Source organism: Thermogutta hypogea, assembly GCF_055386265.1.
This window is the reverse complement of the sequence record NZ_AP042425.1, coordinates 3,436,488-3,459,674: the sequence shown is the minus strand read 5'-3', so window position 1 is coordinate 3,459,674 and position 23,187 is coordinate 3,436,488. Positions and strand designations below refer to the sequence as shown.

Sequence of the window (23,187 nt, the reverse complement as noted above, 5' to 3'; positions counted from 1 at the left end):
GATGCGAGACGCCTGGTCGCGTGCTTCGCCCGCCGCAGGCTCGATCGGCCGCGCCGGCCGCGGCGGTCCGTCGCGCCGGCCCTATCATGCCCTCCGAGGCAGTTTGCGGCGACGGCGAAGGTAACGAGGGAGGATCAACTGATGGAAGGAGACGGCCCGCGCGGGCTGTTCATCACCGGTACCGATACGGAGATCGGCAAGACCTACGTGGCGGCCCTGATCGCGCGATCGCTAAGGCGGGCGGGCCATGCCGTCGGCGTTTACAAACCGGTCGCCAGCGGCTGCCGCAGCGTCCACGGGGAAATCGTCTCCGATGACGCGCTCTTGCTTTGGGAGGCGGCGGGGCGGCCGGGCACGCTCTCCGAGGTTTGCCCCCAGCGCTTCGCGGCCCCCTTGGCCCCGCATCTGGCCGCCGCCAAGGAAAACCGCCGCATCGACCGCGATCTCCTCCGTCGCGGACTGCGGCCGTGGCTGGAGCGATCCGAGGTCGTCCTGGTCGAGGGCGTGGGCGGCTTGCTTTCGCCGATCAGCGAGGAGGATTATGTGGCCGACCTGGCCCGCGAATTCGGCTTTCCACTCGTGATCGTTTCCCGCAACGCCTTGGGGACCATCAATCACACGCTCACGACCCTGACGGCGGCGTCCGTTTATCGGGGCGGGCTGGAAACGGCGGGAATCATTCTGAACGAACCGTCCGCGCCGGACCCGGCGGACGTCAGTCGCGAAGACAACGCACGAGAAATCGCCGCTCGCAGTACGGCTCCGCTGCTGGCCGTGTTGACTTTCGGGGCGACCGAGTTTTCTCCGCCGGTGGACTGGTACCGAACGGCGCAGCCTGCCCGACGCTGACGTACGCCCGGCCCGGTCCGGCGGCGCGGAGCAGTACGGGCGCCTCGCGGCCTCGTCGGAAAAGGAAGCCCGCGGCCGGCATCACGGGCGAGGTATAATGGAAGCGGGCCTCGTTCTCCGCGGCGATTGCCGCGCGAGCCTTTGCTGCGAATCACGCCATGAGCACCGCCAGCACCATCACCCGAAGGTACGAGCATCTTCCCGAAGACGATCCGCCGCTATTGGAGTGGGATGACTGGCCGATCGCCCACGAGCCGTTCACGGTAGCGGTCTTCCTCCTGGCGTTGGCGGCGACGTCGGTCGGGGCCTGGATCGTGACCTCGCGGCTTTTGTGGACGTTCGTGGCGGACGGCTTGATCGTGCTGTCCTTTCTGCGAGCGCTCCTGCCCGCGACCTATCGCATGGGTCCGCAGGGCGTGGAGCGCACGGTCTTCGGGCGGCTGCACCGCATCCCTTGGCAAACAATCCGAGCCGTCCGTATCGGCGATCGCGGCGTCTTTCTGTTGGATACCAAGCGGTTCAGCCCGGTGGATGCCTTGCGGGCGGTGTTCGTGCCTTTCGGCCCGTACCGCGAGGCCGTCCTCGCAAGATTGGACTACTATCTGGCCCGCCGCGGCGAATCGCAATGGTAAGCCCCGCCGTCGCGAACGCGCGAGGCATCACACATCCTTCAACCGCGGGTCGAGCGCGTCGCGAAGACCGTCTCCCAGAAAATTCAGGGCGTAGAGCGTGGCCGCCAACGCCAGGCCGGGAAAGATCACCAACCACCAATAGATGCGGATCGGCGTGATCATCTGCAAGCCTTCGTTGGCCAGCAGCCCCCAGGAGACGTCCGGAGGTTCCACCCCCAATCCGAGAAAGGACAGGAACGCCTCGAAGAGCATCACGCGGGGGATCGTCAACGTGAGATAGACGATGACCACGCCGACGAGGTTGGGAACGATGTGGCGAAAGAGGATGCGGACGGGTCCGGCCCCCAAGGCGCGAGCGGCCTCGACGTACAATTCTTGGCGGAGGGACAGCACCTGCCCGCGAACCACCCGCGCCATCGTCAGCCAATAGATGGCTCCCACCACCAGAAAAAAGATCATGATCCGTGTGATCCCGAAGCGATCCTCCAGCATGTTCTTGACCGATTCGGCGCTCAAGATCGTGATCAGGAAGATCACGACGAAGATGAAAGGGACGGAATAGAGGACGTCGACGATGCGCATCATCAAGTCGTCGATCCATCCGCCGACGAAACCCGCCACGGCGCCGTACGTGACGCCGATGACGAGAGAGACCAGCGTCGCGACCAATCCCACGGCCAAAGAGATGCGGGAACCCCAGAAAACGCGCGACAACACATCTCTGCCCAAGCGATCGGTACCGCAAAGCGGCGCGAGGCACAGCTCTCCGAAGACGGCGATCCTCGCTCGGAGCAGGAAGCGACTGAAAGGCCCCAACCGGCCGAAGCCTTCTTGCAGCTTGGCCTCGATCTCATCCGCCGAGAGCGATTGCAGCCGCGAGGATCGGTTCGGACCGGCTTCGTAGCTCCCCAAGAGCATCCGCTCCATCAGAGGCCGTACCCGAGGCGGCAGCAATTGCCGTTCGGTATCCACCAGCCGGGGCGGAGCGAGGGGGAAAAACGGCGTTAGAACGGCCGCCGCGGCCAAGATCCCGAGAAAGGCGAGGGAACCGATCGCGGCCCGGTTCCGCCGCAATCGCCGCCACGCCTCCGCGGTCGGAGACCGACCGCCCGATGGGGGCCGCGCGCCGACGGTCGCGATATCCGTGGAATGCGTTTCGGTCATGTCTCAGCGCTGCACGGACGGAGCCGGCCGGTCGGGGCGCCGCATCGACCTCAAGCTACCAGGCGGGAGCCTTCGCGCCGACCGATTGCCGCGCCGGCGAGCATCCGCTTCGGGATGCCCGCATCAGGCGGTCCTCGCGGCATAGGCCTCGGCGAACTCCACGATCCACCGGTCGATGGTCTCGCGGAAGGTCTCGATGTCCACTTCGCCCAGCGGCTGGAAAAAATTGCGGTTGAACAATTCCCGATCGCGGACCGTCGCTTTGGCCGCCAGATCGAGGACGGCATAGGGGCTTAGGGGGCGAATCAGCAACTCCAAACGGCTGTACAAATTGGTCGATGTCGATCCGGAACGCGCGCGAAAGTCCTCGCGGCTGACGGCGGCCCCCCAACCGCGATCCGAAAGCACGGTCTCGAATTGGAACCCGGGCAGATGCCCCTGCAATTTTTTCAGGCACGACTCGAGGTAGTCGCATAGCTCCAGGCGATATTGCGTATGCAGGGCGCGGAGTTCGGCTTCGCTCAAAGCGGCCCGCGCCTCGGCTTCGGCACGCTGCCGCCCGATCCGCCTTCCGCGGTCGATCGCCTTTTGCAGTCGTTGCTCAAAATCGTTCATAATCCCCCAAAGAAACGCTCCGAGTTCGACGAAGGCCGGATTAAGGGCGCGGGAACTACAGGGAGGAATTCGGCTCGTCTTGGCCGAAGCCCGGCGTCGCGTCCGTCTTCGAATTCCCCAAACTAACGGTAGCGGAGGCATCCCCGGCGGACAAGGGCGGCGAGGCGGAGAGATTCGGGCTTTCCGCCGGAGCTCCCTTCTCGGCATCCGAGGATGCTTGCGGCGCTTCCGCGGTGGGACTCTCCGCAACCTGCTCCCGGAGGTTTTCGGCAGCCGCGCCGGCGTCGCGTCCGCCCTGCTTGCCGTCGCGAGGACGATCCTTTCCACGCCCTTGGGGCTGACCTGCACCCTGTGCCCCCGGCGCCGGCCGCGCCGCGCCCTTGGCCGCGAAATACTGCATCAAATCGGAAAAGCTCCGCATCGGCTGCTTGCCTTCCAGTACTTCCTCGCTGATGGGCGTCGGCGGGGCCTTGGAAGAGGTGAGACGCTGAGGCAGGCGGACGGGTCGGGAAATCTCCGCACCGTCCCCGCGGGTCGCCCGTCGATCTTCTCTTTCGGGCCGTTTCTCTTGCCGCGCTTCCGCTCGGCGCGGGGGTCGCTGGGGCGGACGCTGCCGATCGCGCCGCTCTCCGGAACGATCAGCGGCAGGCTTTCCTCCGCCGCGACGTTCCGTCGATCTTTCCGCGGGCGCATCCCCGGTTCCCGCTCGCCGCGGTGCCGCTCGTCCGTCGGCGCCGGGCGGCGCGCCCTCGGAACGTGCGGCGCGGCGTTCCCCGCGCGGTCGGCCGCCCGACCGGGACGGTACGGGAGTGCCGGGCGGCACCATGCTCAACGACACGCGGCGGCGGGACTTGTCCACCTCCACCACCCACACCCGCACGATATCGCCCGGTGCGACGACCTCGTGTGGATCGGAGACGAATCGCGCGGCCATGCGGCTGAGGTGGACCAACCCCGGCTGCTTGACTCCGACGTCCACGAAGGCCCCGAAGTCCACCACGTTCAGCACTATGCCGTTCAGTTCCATGCCCGGCTCCAGATCGTCCATCTTCAAGACGCCCTTTTTGAAGATGGGCGGCGGAAAATCTTCACGGGGGTCCCGGCCGGGCCGCTGCAATTGTTGCAGAATGTCTCGCAGCAAGAGCGGCCCGCAACCCAACTCCTGCGCCAGGGCCGGCACATCCAAAGCGGCGATCTTCTCGCTGAGCGGTTGCAGTACCTCGGGTTGCGTCAATTGCTCGGGCGCGATGCCCAGCTTTTCCATCACCCGCCGGGCCGGCTCGTAACTTTCGGGATGAATCCACGTGGCATCCAGCGGATTGTCTCCCCCGCTAATCTTCAGAAAGCCGGCCGCTTGAACGAACGTGGCCTCTCCGACGCCGGGGACCTCTTTCAGTTGCTCCCGATTGCGAAACGGCCCATGCTCGCGGCGGTACTCGTAAATCCTCCGCGCGGTGAGCTGATTGAGACCGGAAACATAGGTCAGAAGGGCCGGACTGCCCGTGTTGACATCCACGCCCACGAAGCTCACGCACGATTGCACGACCTGATCCAGCGACTGTTCCAGATGCTTTTGCTTGAGGTCGTGCTGGTACAATCCCACGCCCAGGGCGGAGGGTTCGATCTTCACCAATTCGCTGAGGGGATCGAGGAGCCGTCGCCCGATGCAGATCGCGCCGCGGATGGCGGCGTCGTACTCGGGCAATTCCTCGCGTCCGATCTGGCTCACGGAATAGACGCTGGCGCCGGCCTCGTTCACGATCACGTAGGCCGGCCCGCCCTCCTTCCACTCGTTCTGCATCAGCCGGGCCAAGAATTCCTCCGTCTCGCGGCAGCCCGTTCCGTTGCCCAACGCGATCAGCGTCACGCCGTGTTTCTGCACGATTTCGAGCACGCGCTGCTTGCCGCTCTCGATCCGATCGCTCGACCCGATGATCGAGAACACCCCGTGATCCAGCACCTTCCCGTAAGGGTCCAACACCGCGAACTTGCAACCCTGGCGGAGTCCCGGGTCGATGGCCAGCACGGTATGGTTGCGAACCGGCGGCTGGAGGAGCAAGCGCCGGAGGTTGCGGGCGAAGACCTGCACTGCGTGCTTCTCGGCCTTTTCGTTCAGCTCGCGGCGAATCTCGCGTTCCAAGGCCGGCAGAATCAACCGCGTGAGGGCCGCCTTCACGCAACCGCGGAGGAATTCCGCGTGGGGATGATCGGCGGGGACGCAAATCTCTTCCGCCGCCTTTTGCAGCGACTCCAGGTCGGCTTCGAGCCGGACCCGCAAGACCTTTTCCCGTTCCCCGCGATTGATGGCCAGGATTCGGTGCGGCGGGATGGTTCGCACGCTTTCGGAAAAGCGGGCATAGTCGGTGAACAATCGCAGAAACCGCTCCCGCTTCTTGCGACGCTCTTCCTCCTTGGCCGATTGCGACGGTTTGAGCGGGACCGTGGGCGAAATCGGGGGAGCCGCCGCGGGCGCCGCGGTCGGCTCGACCTGGGCGTTATCTGAGGCGACCGCCTCGCCGGCCGCGTTTGCCGTCGGCGACGACTCCGGTTCCAATTCCGGGGGAGAGGCGTCGGTCGGCGCGATTTGCTGAGGGGCGCTTGCGGTCGCCGTCTCTTCGCCCGGTTCGCGGTCCTCGGCGGGCGAAGTCGATTCCTCCGAGGCGGCTGGAGACGCCGAAGCGTCGGCCTCGGAAGTCGTAGCGGCTTGGCCGGCCGGTTCCTCGGTCGGAGCCTCCGCGACGGTCGGCCCCGTTTGCTGAGCAACGACCGCTTGGGTCGGCGTCGCCGACGTCGGCGCGGCGGCGGGGGGCGCCAACGACTTGGCCGCATCTTCCGTCAGCGACGTGCTTATCTTGCCCGTCTGCATTAAGATATCCCGCAGCCGCTGGCGAAGTTCGGCGTTCTCGCTGAACATCTCGGCCAAAATGTGTCCCGCGCCCAATAAGGCGTCCGCGCCGGAAGTAACCTGCTTATCCGGGTTGACGTAGTCGGCCGCCCGTCGATCCAGATCCGCCGCGATGGGGTCTCGGCTGATGATCTCTTCGGCCAAATGATCGAGACCGCGTTCCCGGGCCGCGGTCGCCAACGTCTGCTTCTTGGGCTTGAACGGCAGGTAGAGGTCTTCCAGGCGCTTGAGCGTCCGCGCACCCAGGATTTGCTTGGCCAAAGCGGGCGTCAGTTTGTTCTGCGACTCGATGGAGCGCAGGATGGTCTGCTTGCGCTCCGCCAGTTGCCGCTGCTTGGCCAGCCTTTCGGCGATGGCCCAGACCTTCTCTTCATCCAGCCCGCCGGTTTGATCCTTCCGATAGCGCGTAATGAAGGGAATGGTGTTCCCCGCGTCGAGCAGTTCCACGACCGCTTGGACCTGCTCGGCGGAGACGTGCAACCCCCAGCTCAATTGCCGCAACGAGATGGTGACTTCCGTGGTAGCCATAGGAATTCGGGAAAGCCTCGAAATGTAACCGGACGCGCCGGATCGGCCTGATGGGAAACGACGCAGCCGCACCTCGGCCGGCAAGACGATCTTTCGGCAAAGACGTTGCGAACCGACGGCCCAACACGCACTCTACGAGAGTATAACCGAAACCACCCGATTGTTGGTATCCGAGTGAGCGAAACCGGTACCGATTGCGACGTACCGCCGACCGGGCAACGTTGCGACCCGGCATTGGCCCGGAAGAAGGCGCACCCCGGCGGGGCTTCCCGTGCGAGCGAGCAGGTCCCGTACAAGATGTGTACCGGTAAAGGATGCGGCGTTATCCCGAAGGTTCCAACAAATGAAAAAAACCCGGGACGGCCGCCATGGGCATGGCAGACACCCCGGGTCGTGATTCTGCGACGATCATGCGGCCGCCGAACCGGCATGCTTCGGACGGGAGCAAGACGTCACGGCGAGGAGGACGCTTCCCCGCCGCTCTTGGTGCCCAAAGCCCCCCAAACACCATAGGGGCTCATGCCGCCGCCGTTGGCTCCCGGAAAATTGAGGTTCAGATCCCCGGTATCGACCGTTTCCGAAACAAACCGCACGGAACCGTCGGCCAAGGCGACGTTCACACCGCCGGGATGCCAACTGCTGGGCGTGTAGATTCCCCGTTCCCAGTGGCTGGCGGCATTGGCGCAAGATGCCGAATTCGGGGGCAGAATCGTGGTGAAACCGGCAAACCACGCGGCGCCGTCGGCCCAACGAAATCCCGGCGCGGTGTCGGTCGTGAAGCTTCCCGAGACGTAGCGTCGTTGGCCCGCGTCATACGCCGCACGGCATGTGAGCGGATTCGTCCCCAGGCTCAGGCCGACGACGTTTCCCAACGCATTCTGCGAGCGCGGCTTGAGGCGTTCGGAAAGGATGGCCGTGTTGCTGGTCCCGTCCGTGATTTCCGCCATGTTGGTCCAGCGAAATACGTGAAAGACGCCTCGGACCATCGTGCTGCTGGGCGGCGCATTGAAGCTGTCGATGGGAGAGTCGCCCCCGTTCATGCAGTAATTCAGCGTACCGCGGGCGGTGCCCGTCGGCGGTAAGGTATTGGTATCACTGGGGCAATTCAGCGCCGGCAATTGCGTATTGTACCAGGTGGTGCCGTTCCAGGGCGCCTGATGCGGCGTGGCATAAATCTGATCATTCAACGCCTTTTGCTCGAAATACGGCGTCAAGGCGGCCCAGCCGCTCAAACGACCGCGATGAGTAATGCCGCTGTTGCTGTTCGCGTCGCCGGAGCCTGCTTGTCGAGCCGGGAATCCGTTATAGACGTCATGATAATTTTGCATCGCCAGAGCCAATTGCTTCAAGTTATTGGTGCATTGGCTTCGTCGAGCGGCTTCCCGGGCCGCTTGCACGGCCGGTAGAAGTAAGGCGATCAAAATACCGATGATGGCGATGACGACAAGCAACTCCACCAGCGTGAACGCCGACCGGGTTCTATTTCGCCCGGAACCTAAACCCACAATTCGACCCATCGAGACTCCTCCGAAAAACAGAACACACGAATATTCACAGCACCGCCTGTGAAAACAAATAGTCGTGAAAATCGAAAAAATTCCTTGCGCGGAGCCCGATCTCCATCAAGATGGAAATAGAATCCGCCGCCCCCATCTAATCGCGATCACTTTATATAAACCATTCACTCTAACAGAAGCCGCCTCGCCTGTCAATTTGCGGAACTTCGAAATGCCGGCACCGCTTAGCAATAGTCATATCGCCGTACCCAATTTTCAGAAGGAAGACGGGGGCGGAGCGACTAACAAAACGACCAAAAAAGAGTCGCAAAGAACTCTCACGTTTGGCGTTGTCGGTCGCCGCGCGTCGCGGTTTGAGCCTTCGGACGGGACGATCCCAGCTGCGGTTGCGGCACCGGAAGCCCGGGGTGGAACGCGTTGCCCGCAAAGAGTTTGCGGTAGCGGGAGTCGGAGAAAGTTGGGAACGATTCGGAATACGAAGGGGATGGGGCGGCCGGTCGGCTTCCCCCGACAAGCCTTTCCCCGGCGGTCAATGCTTTCCGTTCTTTTGCCGCGCGCACCAGCGGGTTTCGTCGATGCCTCGGCGCCGTCGGCTTGAAAAGAGAGGATTGTTCGGATTCACGCCGACGGAACGGCAAGGGCTCGGCGGACGAGGCCGACGTCGTGAACGCGGAGGATTTGCACACCGGCGGCGGCCAGCATGATCGCCAGGCCGGCGGTGGCACGGCGGACGGCGGCCGGATGGTCGCCCACCATCTCGCGAAGAAAGCGTTTTCGCGAATGGCCCACCAGGATCGGCCGGCCCAGCTCGTGAAAGCGGCGTATTTGGGCGACCAAGCGCCAATTGTGCTCGGGCGTTTTGGCAAAGCCCAGCCCGGGATCGAGGACCACGGCTTCGGGGGCGATTCCCGCCGCCGTGGCGGCCTCCAGGCGGAGGTGAAGTTCGGCCAGGACGTCCGCGACCACATCGTGATAGTCGGCGAGCGCTTGCATGGTTTGCGGGGTGCCGCGCATGTGCATCAGGCACAGCCCCGCCCGATGCACGCGAACCACGGCCGCCATCTCGGGGTCGGCGTTCAAACCCGACACGTCGTTCACAATCGCGGCTCCGGCCTGGAGGGCGGCGCCGGCGACCGCGGCCTTGGTCGTATCGATGGAGATTGGCACGGAGACGCGATCGGCCAGGGCCTCGACTACGGGGAGGACGCGGCGGAGTTCTTCGTCCGTAGTCACCGGTTCCGCACCGGGCCGCGTGCTTTCGCCGCCGACATCCAGGATGTCCGCACCCTCTTCGACCAAACGCAAGGCATGGTCGATCGCGGCTTGCGGGTGGAGGAATCGGCCGCCGTCGGAGAAGCTATCGGGCGTGACGTTGACGATGCCCATCAATAGGGGGTGATCACCCCAACTCAACACACCGCCGCGAATGTGCCAGTGCGATTCGGCCATTGTATCTTGCTCGCCTTGCCTCGTCGGCGTTTCGCCCCGGCGGTTATTCCGCCGGAATATCGAAGGCGGGGCCGGGGGCGGCTACCACGGCGTTTCCAACATGCCCACGATCTGCCGCGCCAGTTGCTCGACGGCGGTTTGGTGGGCGGTGGCAACGGACTGCCCGACCTCGGGCACGAGCGTGGCCTCGGCGGCGATGCGGGCCATCTCGGGCGGCAAGGGGACGGCCTGCATGGGCGTCAATTCCCGGCCCCGCCGGTCCACCCACTGGACTTCCACCTGAAGCTGCACCGCCGTCTCGCGGGGATCGTCGTAGCGGTTTTCCACGACCGTCCGCTTGGTCTCGCTGACGATGCGACCGGATAAGATGCTGTCGGCCTTCTCCAGGGAGCCGACGACCTTGTACGGGGTTCGGAGTTCGATTTCCTTGACGACGGCCTCCGTCAGCCGCTCGCCCAGGCCGGGCCGGAAACTGGCCGACTGGAACATGGGCACGTAGATGGTTTGGATATCCGGGCGGAAGAGGGTGGCGTTGCCCACGAAGTAGCCCGCGCAACCGGCCGCAAACAGCAGCCACGCGGCCGCGACGACGAGGAAGCCGCGGGCCGGGGCACCGGCAGTCGCGGCGGTTCGCGGCATGAACGGCGGCTGCTTCCGCCGGTGTCCGTTGCGTCTCGCGCCGTCGCTCATCGCTGCTCGCGTCAATCGTCTTTGGTCTGGAACCATCGCGTCAGCCACGGAAAGCGATCGGGGGGCTTATCGGGCAGACCGTCGATGCGGCGGATCCGCTGCGCCGCCATGACCGCCGCCTTGCTGTTCGGGAAATCCTTCAGGACCAAACGGTAATAGTAGCGGGCCGCGCCGTAGTACTTGCGGGCATCGTAATACTGACCGATCGCGTAGTCCCGCATCGCCTTTTCTTCGTAGATACGGTTCTTTTCCTCGATCAACTTGATGCGATCGTCGCCCAACTCCGTGGAATAGAGCGCGAGGATTTCGTCCGAGATTTCCTCGGCCTTTTCCAAGGGCGTGCCGTCGTAGATCGGTCCCTGGTAGGCCAACGTGTAGGACTTGATTCCCAGAAGCGAGGCGGGAATGACGTATTCGCTCCGCGGGTAGTCCTTGCGGATGAGGTCGTAGTTGAAAGCGGCTTCCTCGTAGCGACCCTTGAGGAAATAGGCGTTGCCCGTAGCCAGCAGGCTGTCGTCGGCCAACGGGCCGGTGGGATCATACAGCCGGACGCTTTGGTAGGCCTTCAAGGCCCGGCCCCAGGTGTCGAACTTGGGCCGGGTGGGATCGCTGAGCTGGACCAACCCGAGGAACGACGGCCGCGCGGCTTCCACCTGCTCCCAATACCGGCCGATGGCGAACTGCCGCCGTACCGCCGTATCCAAATACCGCGTGAATTCGTATTTCTTCAGCAATCCGTCGTAGGCCTCATTGGCCTTCGCGTAGCGGTCGAGAAAATAGTACGACTCACCCAGGTAGAAGAGGGCGTCTTCCTCCAAGGGAGAGTCGGGCCAGTGGGCGGCCGCCTTCTGGAATCGCGCCGCCGCCGTGACGTAATCCCTTTCCCGATAGGCCTCGACACCCTCTTGGTATAGCCGCCGGGCCAGGACCTCGTCGCGTTTCGGCTGGAACAATCCGACCAACCGCTCGGGCAGATCGAGCAGGCCCCACTTTTCCTCCTTTTCGACGGGCACGTCGCTGGTGGAGAGGACCAGGGCATCTTCGCCCGCCGGGATCGGTTGCGGGGCATTCACCGCCGAAACGGTCTGCGCATCCGCCGGGACCGGATCGGCGCGACGGCCGGCCCCGACCGCGGCCGTCTCGGTTCGCGTCGTCGTTTCGCCGGCCGAGGATTTTTGCCCGGTCAGCCGGCGAAACAGCCAGCCCCCCTCGTCTTCCGGCGCGGCGGTTTGGTAGCCGGAATCGCGGGCGGAGGCGGGCAACTCCAACATGCTGCGGCAACCCGCCAGGGCCGGCACCACGAGACAGGCCAACCCGCCCAGCACGATCGCGAGCCGGGCGCGGCAACCGGGCGTGCCGGAGCATCCGCGACTACCAAGGAAGCATCGCCAGGTATTCATGCATCCGCGGCCTTTGGCCCAACAAGTGACAGATCAACTGATTCAACACGCCCCGCAGTTCCCCCCGGACCGGCGGCGGTATCTCTCGGCCCTCGACGGCCTCCTCTTCATGGGAAGCCAACGCACGGATCGCCCTCCAAGTCTCCGCCCGCAACGTCACCACATTGCGCCGACCGGGGCGACAGCGCGGGCAAACGCCGCCGCCGTCGTGGACCCCGAAGTACAGTCGCCCCCGATCCCCTTCCGCCAGAGGTTCGCCGCATCCCACGCATACATCCAAGCTGGGGCCATGCCCGAGCAAGTCCAAAAGCTGCCACTCGAAACGCGCGACGCGCCACGCCGGCCGAGGCGTGTTCTGGAGCGCCGAGACGGTCTCCACGGCCAAATCGAACAAGGGCGGGTTGGGGTCGTAATCGTGGGTCAAAGCATGCAACAACTCCGCCACGTAATAGGCCCCGTACAGCCCCGGCAGGTTCTCGCGTTCCACGCGAAAACGCCGCAGCAGCTTGGCCTCGGTCAGCAAGTCCAGTCCCTCGGTCGATTTGCGGAGAAAGACTATTCGACAAAGGGCCAAGAGGTCAAGAGCGAAGTCGAAGGGGTTTTTCGGCCGTTTCGCTCCCTTGGCTAAAACGCGTATCTTTCCGAATTCCCGGGTATAGAGGTGGGCCACGACGCTGCTTTCGCTGAAGTCGTGGGTTCGCAAAACCAGGGCGACGGCCTTCTCGGTACTCATCGTGGCGTGGCAGAGACTCTTCAATCCGGTTAAGATGCCGAGCTTCGACGGCGATTCAACACAAGCAAGGCCGCCTCGCCGTGCACCCGGCCTCCGTTTCATGATAACGCTCGAGGCTGCCTCGAGGCTGCAACGAGAGACGGTCGCAGCGGGCAACTTTGGACGCCGGTAGGCGACGCCCGGCCGAACGCGTCACGCTCGCATCGCGGAAACACCCCCGCCGCAACCGGCGGATTTCGTCTCGCCGCTTGACGCCTTGCAACTTGCCCGCCTATATTGAGCGCCGTCGACCGAAACCCTCGGCCGTCGCCCGTGTCTCGGCGACGTGCGGCCGATCGTCGGGAGAGGGGGACGGCCGCGCGGTGATCTCAACGGTACGCCGCGGTTTTCGATCGAGGAATCGCGCGTCGCCGCAAAGCCGCCCCCTGCGAGGTGTCCATCACGTCCCTTTCGTATTGCGGAGGTCTGCCATGTTGCGTGTTTGCTTGGGATTGATTTGCGTGGCGGGTTTGATTGCGGCCGCGGGCTGTCCCAAAGGCGGCGGCGCGAAACTGAATACCGTCAAGGTAACCGGCACCGTCACGTTGGACGGAACTCCCTTGCCGGGAGCCACGGTGACCTTTTCCCCGAAGTCGGAAGGGGCACGCGCCGCGTTCGGGACCACCGATGAGAACGGGCGCTTCACACTGACAACCTTGAATCCCGGTGACGGCGCCCTTCCCGGCTCGTACGCCGTCGCGGTTTCCAAGCCGGTGGCCGCGGCCGCGTCGGCGCCTTCCCAAGACCCGCGGGCGATGGGCGGCAGCATCAGTCCCGAGGATGCCGCTCGCATCAAAGCGCAAGCTCAAGGCGGGACGGCCGCAGCCGCTGCAGCGGCGAACATCGTGCCCGCCAAGTACAACTCCGCCGATACCTCCGGATTGACGGCCGAAGTCAAGACAGGCAGTGATAACACCTTCACCTTCGAGCTTTCCAGCCGTTGATTCGGCGAGACCATCGGCGAGATAAGCCGACAAATTCACAGCTAAAATCTTCCGCGGAAAAATGGCGCCGGTGCGCTTTCCTGAATTTTCCGCGGATTCTTTTTTTTTCCGAATCCAAGCCGCCGCGAGCCTGTTACTATGAATGGAGAAGGCTTGCGTCCAATCGCGGCGAGAGAGCGGATTTTGACTTCCCCTTTCCGGCGGCCACGCCCTCCGAAGGCCTTCCCCCCAGGCGAAGCAATTGCTTTTCGGTTGATCCGCGCCTGCCGTAACGTATGGTTCCTTAGAGAGTGATCGTTCCTCGCTCGGCAGCCGCGGATCCGTCGCGTCGAGTCATCCGTTGTTTTTGGGAAGAGAGGTGATGTCGTGGTACGTAAAAGGTCATGGCGGAATTGGATCAGGGGTTTTACCCTGGTCGAACTTTTGGTGGTAATTGCCATCATCGGGATCTTGATTGCGCTGTTGCTGCCCGCCGTCCAAGCCGCCCGGGAAGCCGCCCGGCGGTCGCAATGCACCAACAGTCTCAAGCAAATCGGATTGGCGCTGCACAACTACCACGATGCCCACAATGTGTTCCCCAGCCTTAGCCAAGGCACGCAGGCGGGCAACGAGCAGACGTGCACCTACGGCGGGTTGAGCGCGTTCGTGATGTTGCTCCCGTATCTCGAACAAACGTCGCTCTACAACCTGTGGGCGTCGCCGCAAGCCAGCCCCGCCTACAACGCCTGGGGTCCGGTGCCTTGGTACGGATGGAACTTCCAGCCGCATCACGTGCAGGTACCGTCCATCCTTTGCCCCTCGGACGGAGCCGCCGGCAAGATTCGCGACGACGGCCGGCCCTACTGGTGGCAAGGCGACAACTCGTACGTCTTCTGCTGGGGCGATGACATCAACACGAACTGGCGCGGCAAGAGCAACCCTCGCGGCATCTTCGGCGCCGACAGCTTCATCGGATTCTCCGGCATCAAAGACGGTTCCAGCAACACCATCGCCGCGAGCGAGATCGTGGTCTCCACGCGGTTCGACGTCCGCGAGACGCATGGTAGTTATGTCGAGAACGTCGGGGAAGGCACCTTGCGCGGCAACCCCGGATACTGCTTGACCTTCAAAGGTCCGAACAACACCATCACCGCCGCCGCGCCGGGAATCGGCGAGATTCGCGGCGTCCATTACGGCTGGGGCGCCTGCGTGGCGACCGGTTTCAGCACCGTGCTCCCTCCGAACTCGATCGGTTGCAAGGGCGCGTCCTCCGAGTGGGGTGAAGACCACGTGCTGCCGCCGGACAGCTATCACCCGGGCGGTGTGAATGCCGCCATGGCGGACGGTTCGGTCCGCTTCATCAGCGATACGATCGACACCGGTAACTTGGCGGCGCCGGAAGTCGGCGGCGGTCCCAGCCCGTACGGCGTGTGGGGAGCCTTGGGTACCCGCATGGCCGGTGAAACGATCAACAACTTCTGACCTGGCCCGCTTGCACTTCCCGAAGTCTTCCTCGCCCCGATCCTTCGCCGGATCGGGGTTTTCTTTTTTACTTCCGGTTAAAATAACCGGAAAGGGATTCGGCCGCGGCGCCGGCGGATTGGGGACCGGTAGCATGGGCCGGCTTGAATCCCTGCGGTTTCCGTCCCGAACTCTCATCGATGTCGCCGTGCCATGAAAGCGATTTGTTCCCACGTTCGAGATTCGCGCTCGAAGAGAACCTGCGACCGCGAAGCCTTCCGACGAGGCCGGTTTCCCGCCTTGTCGCGGGGGCCGTGCCGTGCGATTCCCGCCGTCGCCGGCCTGCTCGTTGCCGCGCTGCTCTCACCCCGTTGCCGGTCCTACGCCGAGGAAAAGGTGCTGTTTCGCAACGTTACCGCCTCTTCGGGAATCGACTTCGTTCACACGGACGGCAGCAGCGGGCGGCACCACATTGTGGAAACCGTGGCCTCGGGCATGGCCTCGTTCGACTACGACAACGACGGCCTGATCGACATCTATTTCCTCAACGGCGCGCCTTTGCCCGGCGCCGTCGCGAACGATGCGCCCCGCAATCGCCTTTACAAAAACTTGGGCGGTTTCCGGTTCCGCGACGTGACGGACGCCGCCGGCGTGGGCGACACCGGCTACGGCTTGGGAGTGGCGGTGGGCGATTACGACGCGGACGGCCGGCCGGACCTCTACATCTCCAACTACGGCCCCAACGTCTTCTACCGCAACAACGGCGACGGCACCTTCAGCGACGTTACGGAGAAGACAGGCACGCGGTTAGCGCATCCTGAAAAGGCCGGGGCGGGCGTCTGTTTCCTCGACGCCGACGGTGACGGCCTGCTCGACCTTTACGTGGCCAACTATCTCGCCTTTTCTCCCGACATGGGAGTGACCGCCAGTTGGAAAGGCCTGCAAATTTATCCCGATCCCTCGCGCTTCCGTCATTGGCCGGACAACCTCTTCCGCAACAACGGCGACGGCACCTTCAGCGACATCAGCGAGGAGGCCGGCGTCGATCGGCACCAAGGTCGCGGCATGGGCATCGTGGCCGCCGACTACGACAACGACGGCGACACCGATATCCTCGTCCTCAGCGACGGACCGCCCGGCAATTCCCTGCTCAAAAACGACGGTACGGGAAAGTTCGAGGACGTCGGCCTGTTGGCGGGCGTGGCGTTCGATTCCGCCGGTTTGGCCCACGGCGCCATGGGCACCGATTGCGGCGACTTCGACAACGACGGCCTGCTCGACTTCTTCGTCACTTCCTACCAAGGGCAATGGGCGACCCTGTACAAGAACTTGGGCGACGACCTCTTCGATGACGTGACCCAGCAGACGGGGGCGGGCACCACATCCTTCAACCACGTCACATGGGGGTGCGCCCTCGTGGACGTCAACAACGACGGTCACAAGGACATTTTCTACGTCCGCGGCCACCTGATCGACAACATCGAATTGCTGGACGATACCACGTCGCTGGCGGCTCCGCCCGTCCTCCTCCTCAATCAAGGCAACGGCAAGTTCATCGACGTCTCGGCCCAAGCCGGCGACGCCTTCCAAACCGCATCCGTGGGACGCGGGGCGGCGTTCGACGACTTCGACAACGACGGCCGCATCGACGCGGTCATCCTCAACTCCCGCCGGCCGGCTACCGTGCTTCGCAATGAATCGGTCAACGACAACCATTGGTTGCAAATCCGCCTGGTCGGCAGGCGGTCCAATCGCGACGGCGTGGGGTCGCACGTGATCGTGACGGCGGGCGACTTGCGGCAGCTCGACGAAGTGCACGCCGGCCGGGGCTACCAAGGCCATTTCGGGACGCGATTGCACTTCGGCCTGGGAAAGCACGACCGCGTGGATCGCTTGGAAATCCGCTGGCTGGGCGGCGGCGTGGATGTGCTGGAGAACCTGCCCGTCGATCGCCGGCTCACCATCGAGGAAGGCGGCACAATCCTGGCCGATGAGCCGGGTTCGGCACGCTGACGGCCCGTGAATTTGGGAATAGGTACGCTCGGCATGGACCAAGTGCGAATCATGGCGAAAAGCAAGTTCCCGCCCTCCACCCTGCGCCGGTCGCCGGACCGGTTTCGCTGGCGCATGGCGGTCGTGGCGGGCTTAGCGATGGTCGGCTCCGCTTTGCCGATGACAAGCGGTTGTCGCCGCCCGGAGAATGAGCCGCGTCCGCCCGCTGCGACACGAGCTGCGTCGCAAGCCGAGTCGCCGCCCGCTGCTGCAACTGAGCACGCGGCACCGTCGCTGCCGCTCCCCACCCTGTCCCAAACGCCCGGCGTCGTGCCCGCCGCGGAGGCCCCCGGCGAGTCGCCCTCCGTCGCGACTCCCGCCGAGGCATCGTTGCCGCAGTCCACCGCCGAGTTGATCGCCGAAGTCCGCGCCGTGATCGAGGAACTGGTGCGGTGGAGTCCGGACAATCTTGATTGTCTGGAAATGAAAGCGCGATTCCTGGATTGGTTGGGCAAGTCCGAGGAAGCCGAGCAGATTTGGCGGCAATGCCTGGAACGCGAACCGCGTTACGTCCATGCCCACGTAGGCTTGGCCTCGGTGGCGGCCAAACGCGGCCGGCACGCCGAGGCGATCGAGCATGCGCAGCAGGCCGTCGAAGCCGACCCCTACTCCTTTCGCGCCCGAGACATCTTGGCCGAAGCCTTCATCAATGAAAGCCGCCCGCAAGAGGCCGTCGACGCCCTGAAGGATTATCTGAAGCTCGATCCGCGGGCGCACGGCTATTTCTTGCTGGGGCGAGCGTACACGCTGCTGGAAGACTGGGCGAACGCCCGCAAGGCCTACGAAGACGCCCTCCGCGTCTATCCCGACTATGCCGAGGCGTGCTACGCGCTCGCCCGCGTCTGCCTCCGCCTGGGCGACCGCTCCGCTTCGCAAGAGCATCTTGCCCGCTACCAGAAGTTGATGAAGCGTCGCGATCCGCACGAGCAGGGTATGGAGATGGGCCGGGACGATTTCAAGGAGATGAAGATCAATGCGGCCATCATTTACACGGACGCCGCCCGCATTTACCTGGCCCGCGGCCTGCCGCGTATCGCGGAGCGCTTGTGGCTGCGCGCGGCGGCGTTCGATCCCTCCGGCGTACCTGCCCGCGAACTGGCGGCCGGTCTGATGATGGATGAGGGCCGCTGGTCCGATGCCCTGGCGATCTTCGAGGAATTGCTTCGCGTGGATCCGTCGAACCCGCGCTGGATGCTGGCGCAGGCCCAAGCCTATGCCCTCGCCAAACGCCCGGAAGACGCGAAGAACGCCCTGGAAGAAGCCTGCCGACGCTGGCCCGACGGCATCGAAGTCCACGCCGCGCGGGCGCGGTTCCTGGCCGCCTTGGGACAGGACTTGGACGCGGCGGTGCAGTCCGCCCAATTCGTGGTGGAGCACCGGCCCAACGGCATGAATTACGCTCTGTTGGCCTGGGCGCGGTTCCGAAACGGGGATGCGGCGGGCGCCGACGAAGCCCTCCGCAAGGCCCTGGAGTTGGAACCCGACAATCCCGAAATCCGGCGTGTTTCGGCCGCGATTCGTGGGAGCGGCTCGGGCTCCGCGCCCAACGGCGCCGCGCCGCCCGAGCGATGATCGCGGTGCGAACGCACCTACCGCGCGAAAAGCGCAAAGCCGCCGAGCCGAAAAACGGAGTGCCTCGCATTCCCTCTTTGCCGGTAGGCTGCGCGGACCGCCGGCCGAGGTCGCAAGCGACGCGATTCGCGATTCCGTGTCGTTTGACACTGCGGCGGTGCTCGCCTAGAATCGAGAGTTCGGGCATGACTCGGCACAATTCCTTGCGCGGACTGCGAGGCGCGGCGTATGAAGAAAGAGGAACTCGAGGGCTTTCGGAAGGATTTGTTGGCGTTGCGAGAAAGACTGGTGGGCAACATGCGCTACTTGTCCGAAGCCGCTCGATCACAATCCGAGGAAAACGGCGCGACGCGGGGCGGCGCCCCCATTCATCCCGCCGAGTCCGGCAGCGACAGCTATGAACAAGAGTTCACGATGTCGTTGATGGAGAACGAAAACCGTTCCCTGGAAATGGTGGAGCACGCCCTGAAACGCATCGACGACGGGAGCTACGGCACCTGCGAGGCGTGCGGCGAGCGGATCCCCAAGGCGCGACTCAAGGCGATTCCCTTCACATCCCTCTGCGTCAAATGCGCCGCGGCGGATGAGAAGGCCGAGGAGTGAGGGGCACGGCCCTCGCAGCCCACGGGCGGGAGCCTAGCCGGATGCGGAGGGCGGGCCGAGATCTGGATTCCCGGAATCCGCACGCAAAAATGAAGGGACGGGCTCGACGGCCCCACTCATGCATCTCTTCTGATTGCAACTCGTCCTCTTGCCATGAAGCACTTTCTCGACCTCCGCGTCTCGGAATTCAAGGAATGGCTTACGCAGCACGGGCAGCCGTGCTTTCGAGCGGGTCAAGTCGGGCATTGGGTGTGCAACGCGCCGGGCGTGCCCTTCGAACAGATGAGCGACGTCCCCAAGGCCTTGCGGACCCAATTGGCCAAGGACTTTTTCATCTGGTCCATGCAGACCGTCGCCCACCGGACTTCCGTCGACGGCACCGAAAAACTGCTCCTCAAGACCGCCGACGCCGAGCACATCGAATGCGTCCTATTGCGGGACGACCGAGGGAATCGCACGGCCTGCATCAGCACGCAGGTGGGCTGCGCGATGGGCTGCGTCTTTTGCGCCAGCGGCCTCGACGGCTTGGTTCGCAACTTGACGGCGGGCGAAATCTTCGAGGAATTGCTGCAACTGCGACGCCTGCTCGGTCCCGATGAACGGCTGACCCATATCGTCGTCATGGGAATGGGCGAGCCGCTGGCAAATCTGGAACGCTTGCTCCAAGCTCTCAACTGGGCCACGCGGCGGGACGGCTTGCGGATCAGCGCCCGACGGGTCACCATCTCCACGGTCGGCGTACCCGGCGGCATTCGCCGATTGGCCGATCGCGACGTTCCCTATCACCTCGCCGTGTCGTTGCACGCACCCGACGACGAACTCCGCAGCCGCATCGTCCCCACCAACGAAAAGGTGGGAATACGGGCGATCTTGGAAGCGGCCGACTATTACTTCGAAAAGACGGGGCGTCGCGTGACCTACGAATACGTACTCTTGGCCGACGTCAATGACCGCCCGCATCACGCCGAGGCCTTGGCCGAGCTCCTCCGCGGCCGCAACGCCTTGGTCAACCTCATCCCCTTCAATCCCATTCAGGGGTTGCCGTATCGCACGCCGCACCGCAGCGAGGTACGGCAGTTCGCCGCGATTCTGGATTCGGCGGGCATCCAGGTGACCGTCCGCTACCGCAAGGGCGATAGCATCGACGCGGCCTGCGGTCAACTGCGGCGCATCCGGAGCCAAACGGCGAACCTGCCCATCGTTCAAGAGACCACATGAGTCTCCGCGGTACGTGAACTGCGGCCGGCACGGTGCCGAGGGGAAAACGCAGCGGAACCCTTGCGCCCCCGAATGCGCAAAAAGCCCGAATGCGCAAAAAAATCGGGCCGACGATCGGATCGTCGGCCCGAAGCGATTCACTATCGACGGTATGTCGCGGGGGAGGCTACAGTACCTGCCTACCGACCGAAAGCACGGTCGGCAACTGCCGGCACGAGCCTTCCCTCAGCGCTCATTGTTGAGGCGGGGGAGCGGGCTGCTCAGCCGGTTGTTCCGCCGGGGCAGGAGCAGGCTGCTCGGCAGGAGCCGGTTGCTCCGCAGGAGCCGGTTGCTCGGCCGGGGGAGGAGCAGGCTGCTCTTCGGCCGGTGCCGGAGCGGGTTGTTCCGCCGGCTGCTCCATCGCGGGCTGCTCGGCCGGTTGCTCCGCCGGGGCCGCCGGAGGCGTGCTGGGGAACTCGATCTGCGGGACCGTACCGGGCGCCGTTTCCTCCGCCGGTTGTTCTTGGGCCGGCTGTTCCGCGGGTTGTTCCACGGCAGGTTGTTCCGCCTCGGGTTGCGCCGCGGCCGGTTGTTCCACCGCTCCCGATCCCGCCGATCCCGCGGCGGGGGCCGCGGGTTCCTCGACCTTTTTCGGGCAACCCACCGCCAAAGCCAGCATTCCCACCACCGCCATCACCGCCATCAGTCGCTTCATGATTCGTTCCCCCTCTCCAAGCCGATTTCCAAAAAACGAGCCTCATTTCCTCCCGTCGGGCTGGAAGCCGGTTCGCTTCCGCAGCCGAACCGCCGATCGCTTCCGCTCATACGTTCCATGCCTATTCGAACGCGCCGGGAGCGAGTTGTCAAGTCTCTCGATTTCCCGTCGGCACCAAAGCCTCGCCGTGCAAGAATTCGCCGTCCCAGCCCGTCAAACGCACGGAGATCAACTCGCCGGGCTTGCCGGATCCGGCGGGCAAGGCCGTTGGGACATAGCGGTCGGACATGCCGAGAAGACGATCGGGACAAACCGGCGACGCCGGACCGGTTTCGTCTTCCAATAAGACCTGCACTTCGGTCTCCAGAAGCCGGCTGATGTAGCGGCGGCGCGATTGTTGGGCCGTCTGATCCAACCGCTGCCCCCGTTCGCGCTTGACGGCCTCCGGTACCTGATCGGGCATGTCGGCGGCGGGAGTCCCCTCGCGGGGGCTGAAGCGAAAGACGTGCACTTTGACGAAGCCGATCCGCTCCACCGCGCGGCACGTCGCCTCGAAGTCTTCCTCCGTCTCGCCGGGAAAACCGACCATGGCGTCGGTCGAGAGGGCGGGAAGCGGCAGCAATTCCTGCACCCGTTCGTAGCGATCGAAAAAGTACCCCATCGACGCACGCCGCCGCATCCGCCGCAGGACGGAGGGCGAACCGCTTTGCAGCGGGATGTGCAAGTGCGGGCAGACCCGGTCGGGATGGGCGGCCATCACGGCCAGCAGCCGCTCCGAAACCTCGTTGACCTCCAAGCTCGAAAGACGGATGCGGAAGCCGTCCCGGACGCCGATCAACCGTTCCACCAGGCCCGCCAAATCGACCCGTTCCTCCCGCGGTCGATCGTGGCCGAACAGCCCCAGGTGCACGCCCGTCAAGACCACTTCCCGGTACCCCGCGTCCGCCAGTCTGCGCACCTCATCCGCGATTTCGGCGACGGGACGGCTCCAGACTTCGGGTCGCACTTGCGGGATGATGCAGTAGCTGCACGGCAGGAAGCAGCCGTCTTGCACCTTGACGTACGCGCGGTGCCGCCGCGCGAACTGCGAGATTCCGCTCGGCACCTGGACCAATCCGCGTTTGGCGAGCACGTCCGCCATGCGGCGCTTATCGGTAATGACTTCGCTGACGCCCGGGAATTCGCGGACCTGATCGGCCGCCTTGGTCGCGAAGCAGCCCATCACGATGATTTCACCGGACGGATTCTCGCGTGCCAAGCGGCGGAGGATCTTGCGGCACTCGGCGTCCGCTTGGTGCGTCACCGTGCAGGTGTTGAAGATATACAGATCGGCGGGGACGTCCTCTTCCGCGTCCTGATATCCCAATTGCAGGAAACCCTGGCGAAGATACTCCGTCTCGTATTGATTGACTTTGCAGCCCAGCGTGATCGTTTTGAGTGTCGGCATGGGTGAATGGTACGGTAAACGGGAAAAAGGAAAGACTAGGAAGGCCGCAATTCGGCCGGTCCTTTGCGACCGCTTCACGCCGAAGCCGAATGCGTTCCGGGACGTTTTGGGGCCTCACAGAGGAGAACACCCCAAGGCGGTCGCCGTTCGGCCGGGTGCTCCGCCCGCCCCTTCGGAGGCTCGCCGGATCCCCGTCACTCGGCGGGTTCAATCGTGGCCGTCATCGAGCCGGCGCAACCGCGGACCAGGGGATCTCGACCAAAGGCGTGAATCTGGTCTCGTTTCAATTCCGCGTGTTCCCGGGTGGTCGTCAGCACGATGCAGCGTCCCTGCGTATCGACCTCCTTGGCCATCCGGAGCGCCTTTTCCTTGGTGTGCCCGAACAGCGCCGCGAGCATGCGAATGACGTACTCGTACGTGTGATCGTCGTCATTCCACAAGACGACGTGATACCGCGGCACCTCTCGCGGCTCTTTGCGTTCTTGGTCCTTGGGATCCGGTCGTGATTCCACGGCGACCGGAGCTCCCTCGGCGTCGGCTGCCTGACTCACGTCGGCCTCCTCGACTTCAACACGGCTTGCCCCGCGCCCAACGCTTCCAGCGCGCCCGGCGATCAGGCTCCGGCACGCGCTCCCCCGTGTCCCGATAGTCCAAACGTCACAATCCCATTATAGTGATGTTTTTGCAGCTTCGAGA

Annotated in this window: 19 protein-coding genes; 8 read left to right on the top strand and 11 right to left on the bottom strand. The window is 64.4% G+C overall.

Features of this window, described 5'->3' with window-relative positions; genetic code table 11:
- Nucleotides 1-141 precede the first annotated feature (141 nt).
- Together bioD and ACZ5B4_RS12475 are read left to right on the top strand one after the other, a co-directional pair.
- Entirely contained in the window at nt 142-849 is a 708-nt protein-coding gene (gene bioD / locus ACZ5B4_RS12480; protein WP_464911561.1) for a dethiobiotin synthase, read from the top strand.
- Between the two features lie 158 nt (nt 850-1,007).
- Nucleotides 1,008-1,481 carry a hypothetical protein gene (locus ACZ5B4_RS12475; RefSeq protein WP_464911560.1) on the top strand — a complete coding sequence of 158 codons (474 nt, stop codon included), beginning with the start codon at nt 1,008-1,010 and terminating at the stop codon, nt 1,479-1,481.
- A gap of 27 nt (nt 1,482-1,508) precedes the next feature.
- Here ACZ5B4_RS12475 and ACZ5B4_RS12470 read toward each other — a convergent pair whose 3' ends face one another.
- The 8 genes from ACZ5B4_RS12470 to recO all read right to left on the bottom strand — a co-directional run bounded on the left by ACZ5B4_RS12470 (nt 1,509) and on the right by recO (nt 12,482).
- Nucleotides 1,509-2,645 (bottom strand): ABC transporter permease, encoded by a 1,137-nt coding sequence (locus tag ACZ5B4_RS12470; protein ID WP_464911559.1) that lies wholly within the window; start codon nt 2,643-2,645, stop codon nt 1,509-1,511.
- A 123-nt stretch (nt 2,646-2,768) separates the two neighbouring features.
- Entirely contained in the window at nt 2,769-3,260 is a 492-nt protein-coding gene (locus ACZ5B4_RS12465; RefSeq protein WP_464911558.1) for a hypothetical protein, read from the bottom strand.
- A 55-nt stretch (nt 3,261-3,315) separates the two neighbouring features.
- On the bottom strand, nt 3,316-6,693 hold the full coding sequence (locus ACZ5B4_RS12460) for a Tex-like N-terminal domain-containing protein (RefSeq protein WP_464911557.1): 3,378 nt from the start codon (nt 6,691-6,693) through the stop codon (nt 3,316-3,318).
- Nucleotides 6,694-7,145: 452 nt separating this feature from the next.
- A complete protein-coding gene (locus ACZ5B4_RS12455) occupies nt 7,146-8,210 on the bottom strand; it encodes a DUF1559 domain-containing protein (RefSeq protein WP_464911556.1) in 1,065 nt (354 codons plus the stop codon).
- 618 nt (nt 8,211-8,828) lie between these two features.
- A complete protein-coding gene (folP, locus tag ACZ5B4_RS12450) occupies nt 8,829-9,659 on the bottom strand; it encodes a dihydropteroate synthase (RefSeq protein WP_464911555.1) in 831 nt (276 codons plus the stop codon).
- A gap of 81 nt (nt 9,660-9,740) precedes the next feature.
- The gene (gene lptE, locus ACZ5B4_RS12445; protein WP_464911554.1) at nt 9,741-10,298 is read right to left on the bottom strand and encodes an LPS assembly lipoprotein LptE; all 558 of its coding nucleotides are present in this window, start codon (nt 10,296-10,298) and stop codon (nt 9,741-9,743) included.
- A gap of 62 nt (nt 10,299-10,360) precedes the next feature.
- A complete protein-coding gene (locus ACZ5B4_RS12440; RefSeq protein WP_464911553.1) occupies nt 10,361-11,749 on the bottom strand; it encodes a tetratricopeptide repeat protein in 1,389 nt (462 codons plus the stop codon).
- Nucleotides 11,721-12,482, bottom strand: a complete 762-nt coding sequence (gene recO / locus ACZ5B4_RS12435) for a DNA repair protein RecO (protein WP_464911552.1) — start codon at nt 12,480-12,482, stop codon at nt 11,721-11,723. Before recO ends, ACZ5B4_RS12440 begins: the two co-directional genes overlap by 29 nt.
- A 470-nt stretch (nt 12,483-12,952) precedes the next feature.
- Between recO and ACZ5B4_RS12430 the strand changes: the two genes are divergently transcribed.
- The 6 genes from ACZ5B4_RS12430 (at nt 12,953) to rlmN (ending at nt 20,350) form a co-directional block, all read left to right on the top strand.
- Nucleotides 12,953-13,465 (top strand): carboxypeptidase regulatory-like domain-containing protein, encoded by a 513-nt coding sequence (locus ACZ5B4_RS12430; RefSeq protein WP_464911551.1) that lies wholly within the window; start codon nt 12,953-12,955, stop codon nt 13,463-13,465.
- A 366-nt stretch (nt 13,466-13,831) separates the two neighbouring features.
- Entirely contained in the window at nt 13,832-14,926 is a 1,095-nt protein-coding gene (locus tag ACZ5B4_RS12425; RefSeq protein ID WP_464911550.1) for a DUF1559 domain-containing protein, read from the top strand.
- A 192-nt stretch (nt 14,927-15,118) separates the two neighbouring features.
- The gene (locus ACZ5B4_RS12420; RefSeq protein WP_464911549.1) at nt 15,119-16,918 is read left to right on the top strand and encodes a CRTAC1 family protein; all 1,800 of its coding nucleotides are present in this window, start codon (nt 15,119-15,121) and stop codon (nt 16,916-16,918) included.
- A 33-nt stretch (nt 16,919-16,951) separates the two neighbouring features.
- Nucleotides 16,952-18,529, top strand: a complete 1,578-nt coding sequence (locus tag ACZ5B4_RS12415) for a tetratricopeptide repeat protein (protein WP_464911548.1) — start codon at nt 16,952-16,954, stop codon at nt 18,527-18,529.
- Between the two features lie 228 nt (nt 18,530-18,757).
- Complete coding sequence (locus ACZ5B4_RS12410) at nt 18,758-19,132, top strand: TraR/DksA family transcriptional regulator (protein WP_464911547.1); 375 nt, start codon at nt 18,758-18,760, stop codon at nt 19,130-19,132.
- A gap of 153 nt (nt 19,133-19,285) precedes the next feature.
- Nucleotides 19,286-20,350, top strand: a complete 1,065-nt coding sequence (rlmN, locus tag ACZ5B4_RS12405) for a dual-specificity RNA methyltransferase RlmN (protein ID WP_464911546.1) — start codon at nt 19,286-19,288, stop codon at nt 20,348-20,350.
- A 232-nt stretch (nt 20,351-20,582) separates the two neighbouring features.
- Here the strand turns inward: rlmN and ACZ5B4_RS12400 are convergent, their stop codons facing one another.
- The 3 genes from ACZ5B4_RS12400 to ACZ5B4_RS12390 all read right to left on the bottom strand — a co-directional run bounded on the left by ACZ5B4_RS12400 (nt 20,583) and on the right by ACZ5B4_RS12390 (nt 23,042).
- A complete protein-coding gene (locus ACZ5B4_RS12400) occupies nt 20,583-21,044 on the bottom strand; it encodes a hypothetical protein (RefSeq protein WP_464911545.1) in 462 nt (153 codons plus the stop codon).
- A 148-nt stretch (nt 21,045-21,192) separates the two neighbouring features.
- Nucleotides 21,193-22,491, bottom strand: a complete 1,299-nt coding sequence (mtaB, locus tag ACZ5B4_RS12395) for a tRNA (N(6)-L-threonylcarbamoyladenosine(37)-C(2))-methylthiotransferase MtaB (protein WP_464911544.1) — start codon at nt 22,489-22,491, stop codon at nt 21,193-21,195.
- Between the two features lie 194 nt (nt 22,492-22,685).
- Entirely contained in the window at nt 22,686-23,042 is a 357-nt protein-coding gene (locus ACZ5B4_RS12390) for an ATP-dependent Clp protease adaptor ClpS (protein ID WP_464911543.1), read from the bottom strand.
- Nucleotides 23,043-23,187 lie beyond the last annotated feature (145 nt).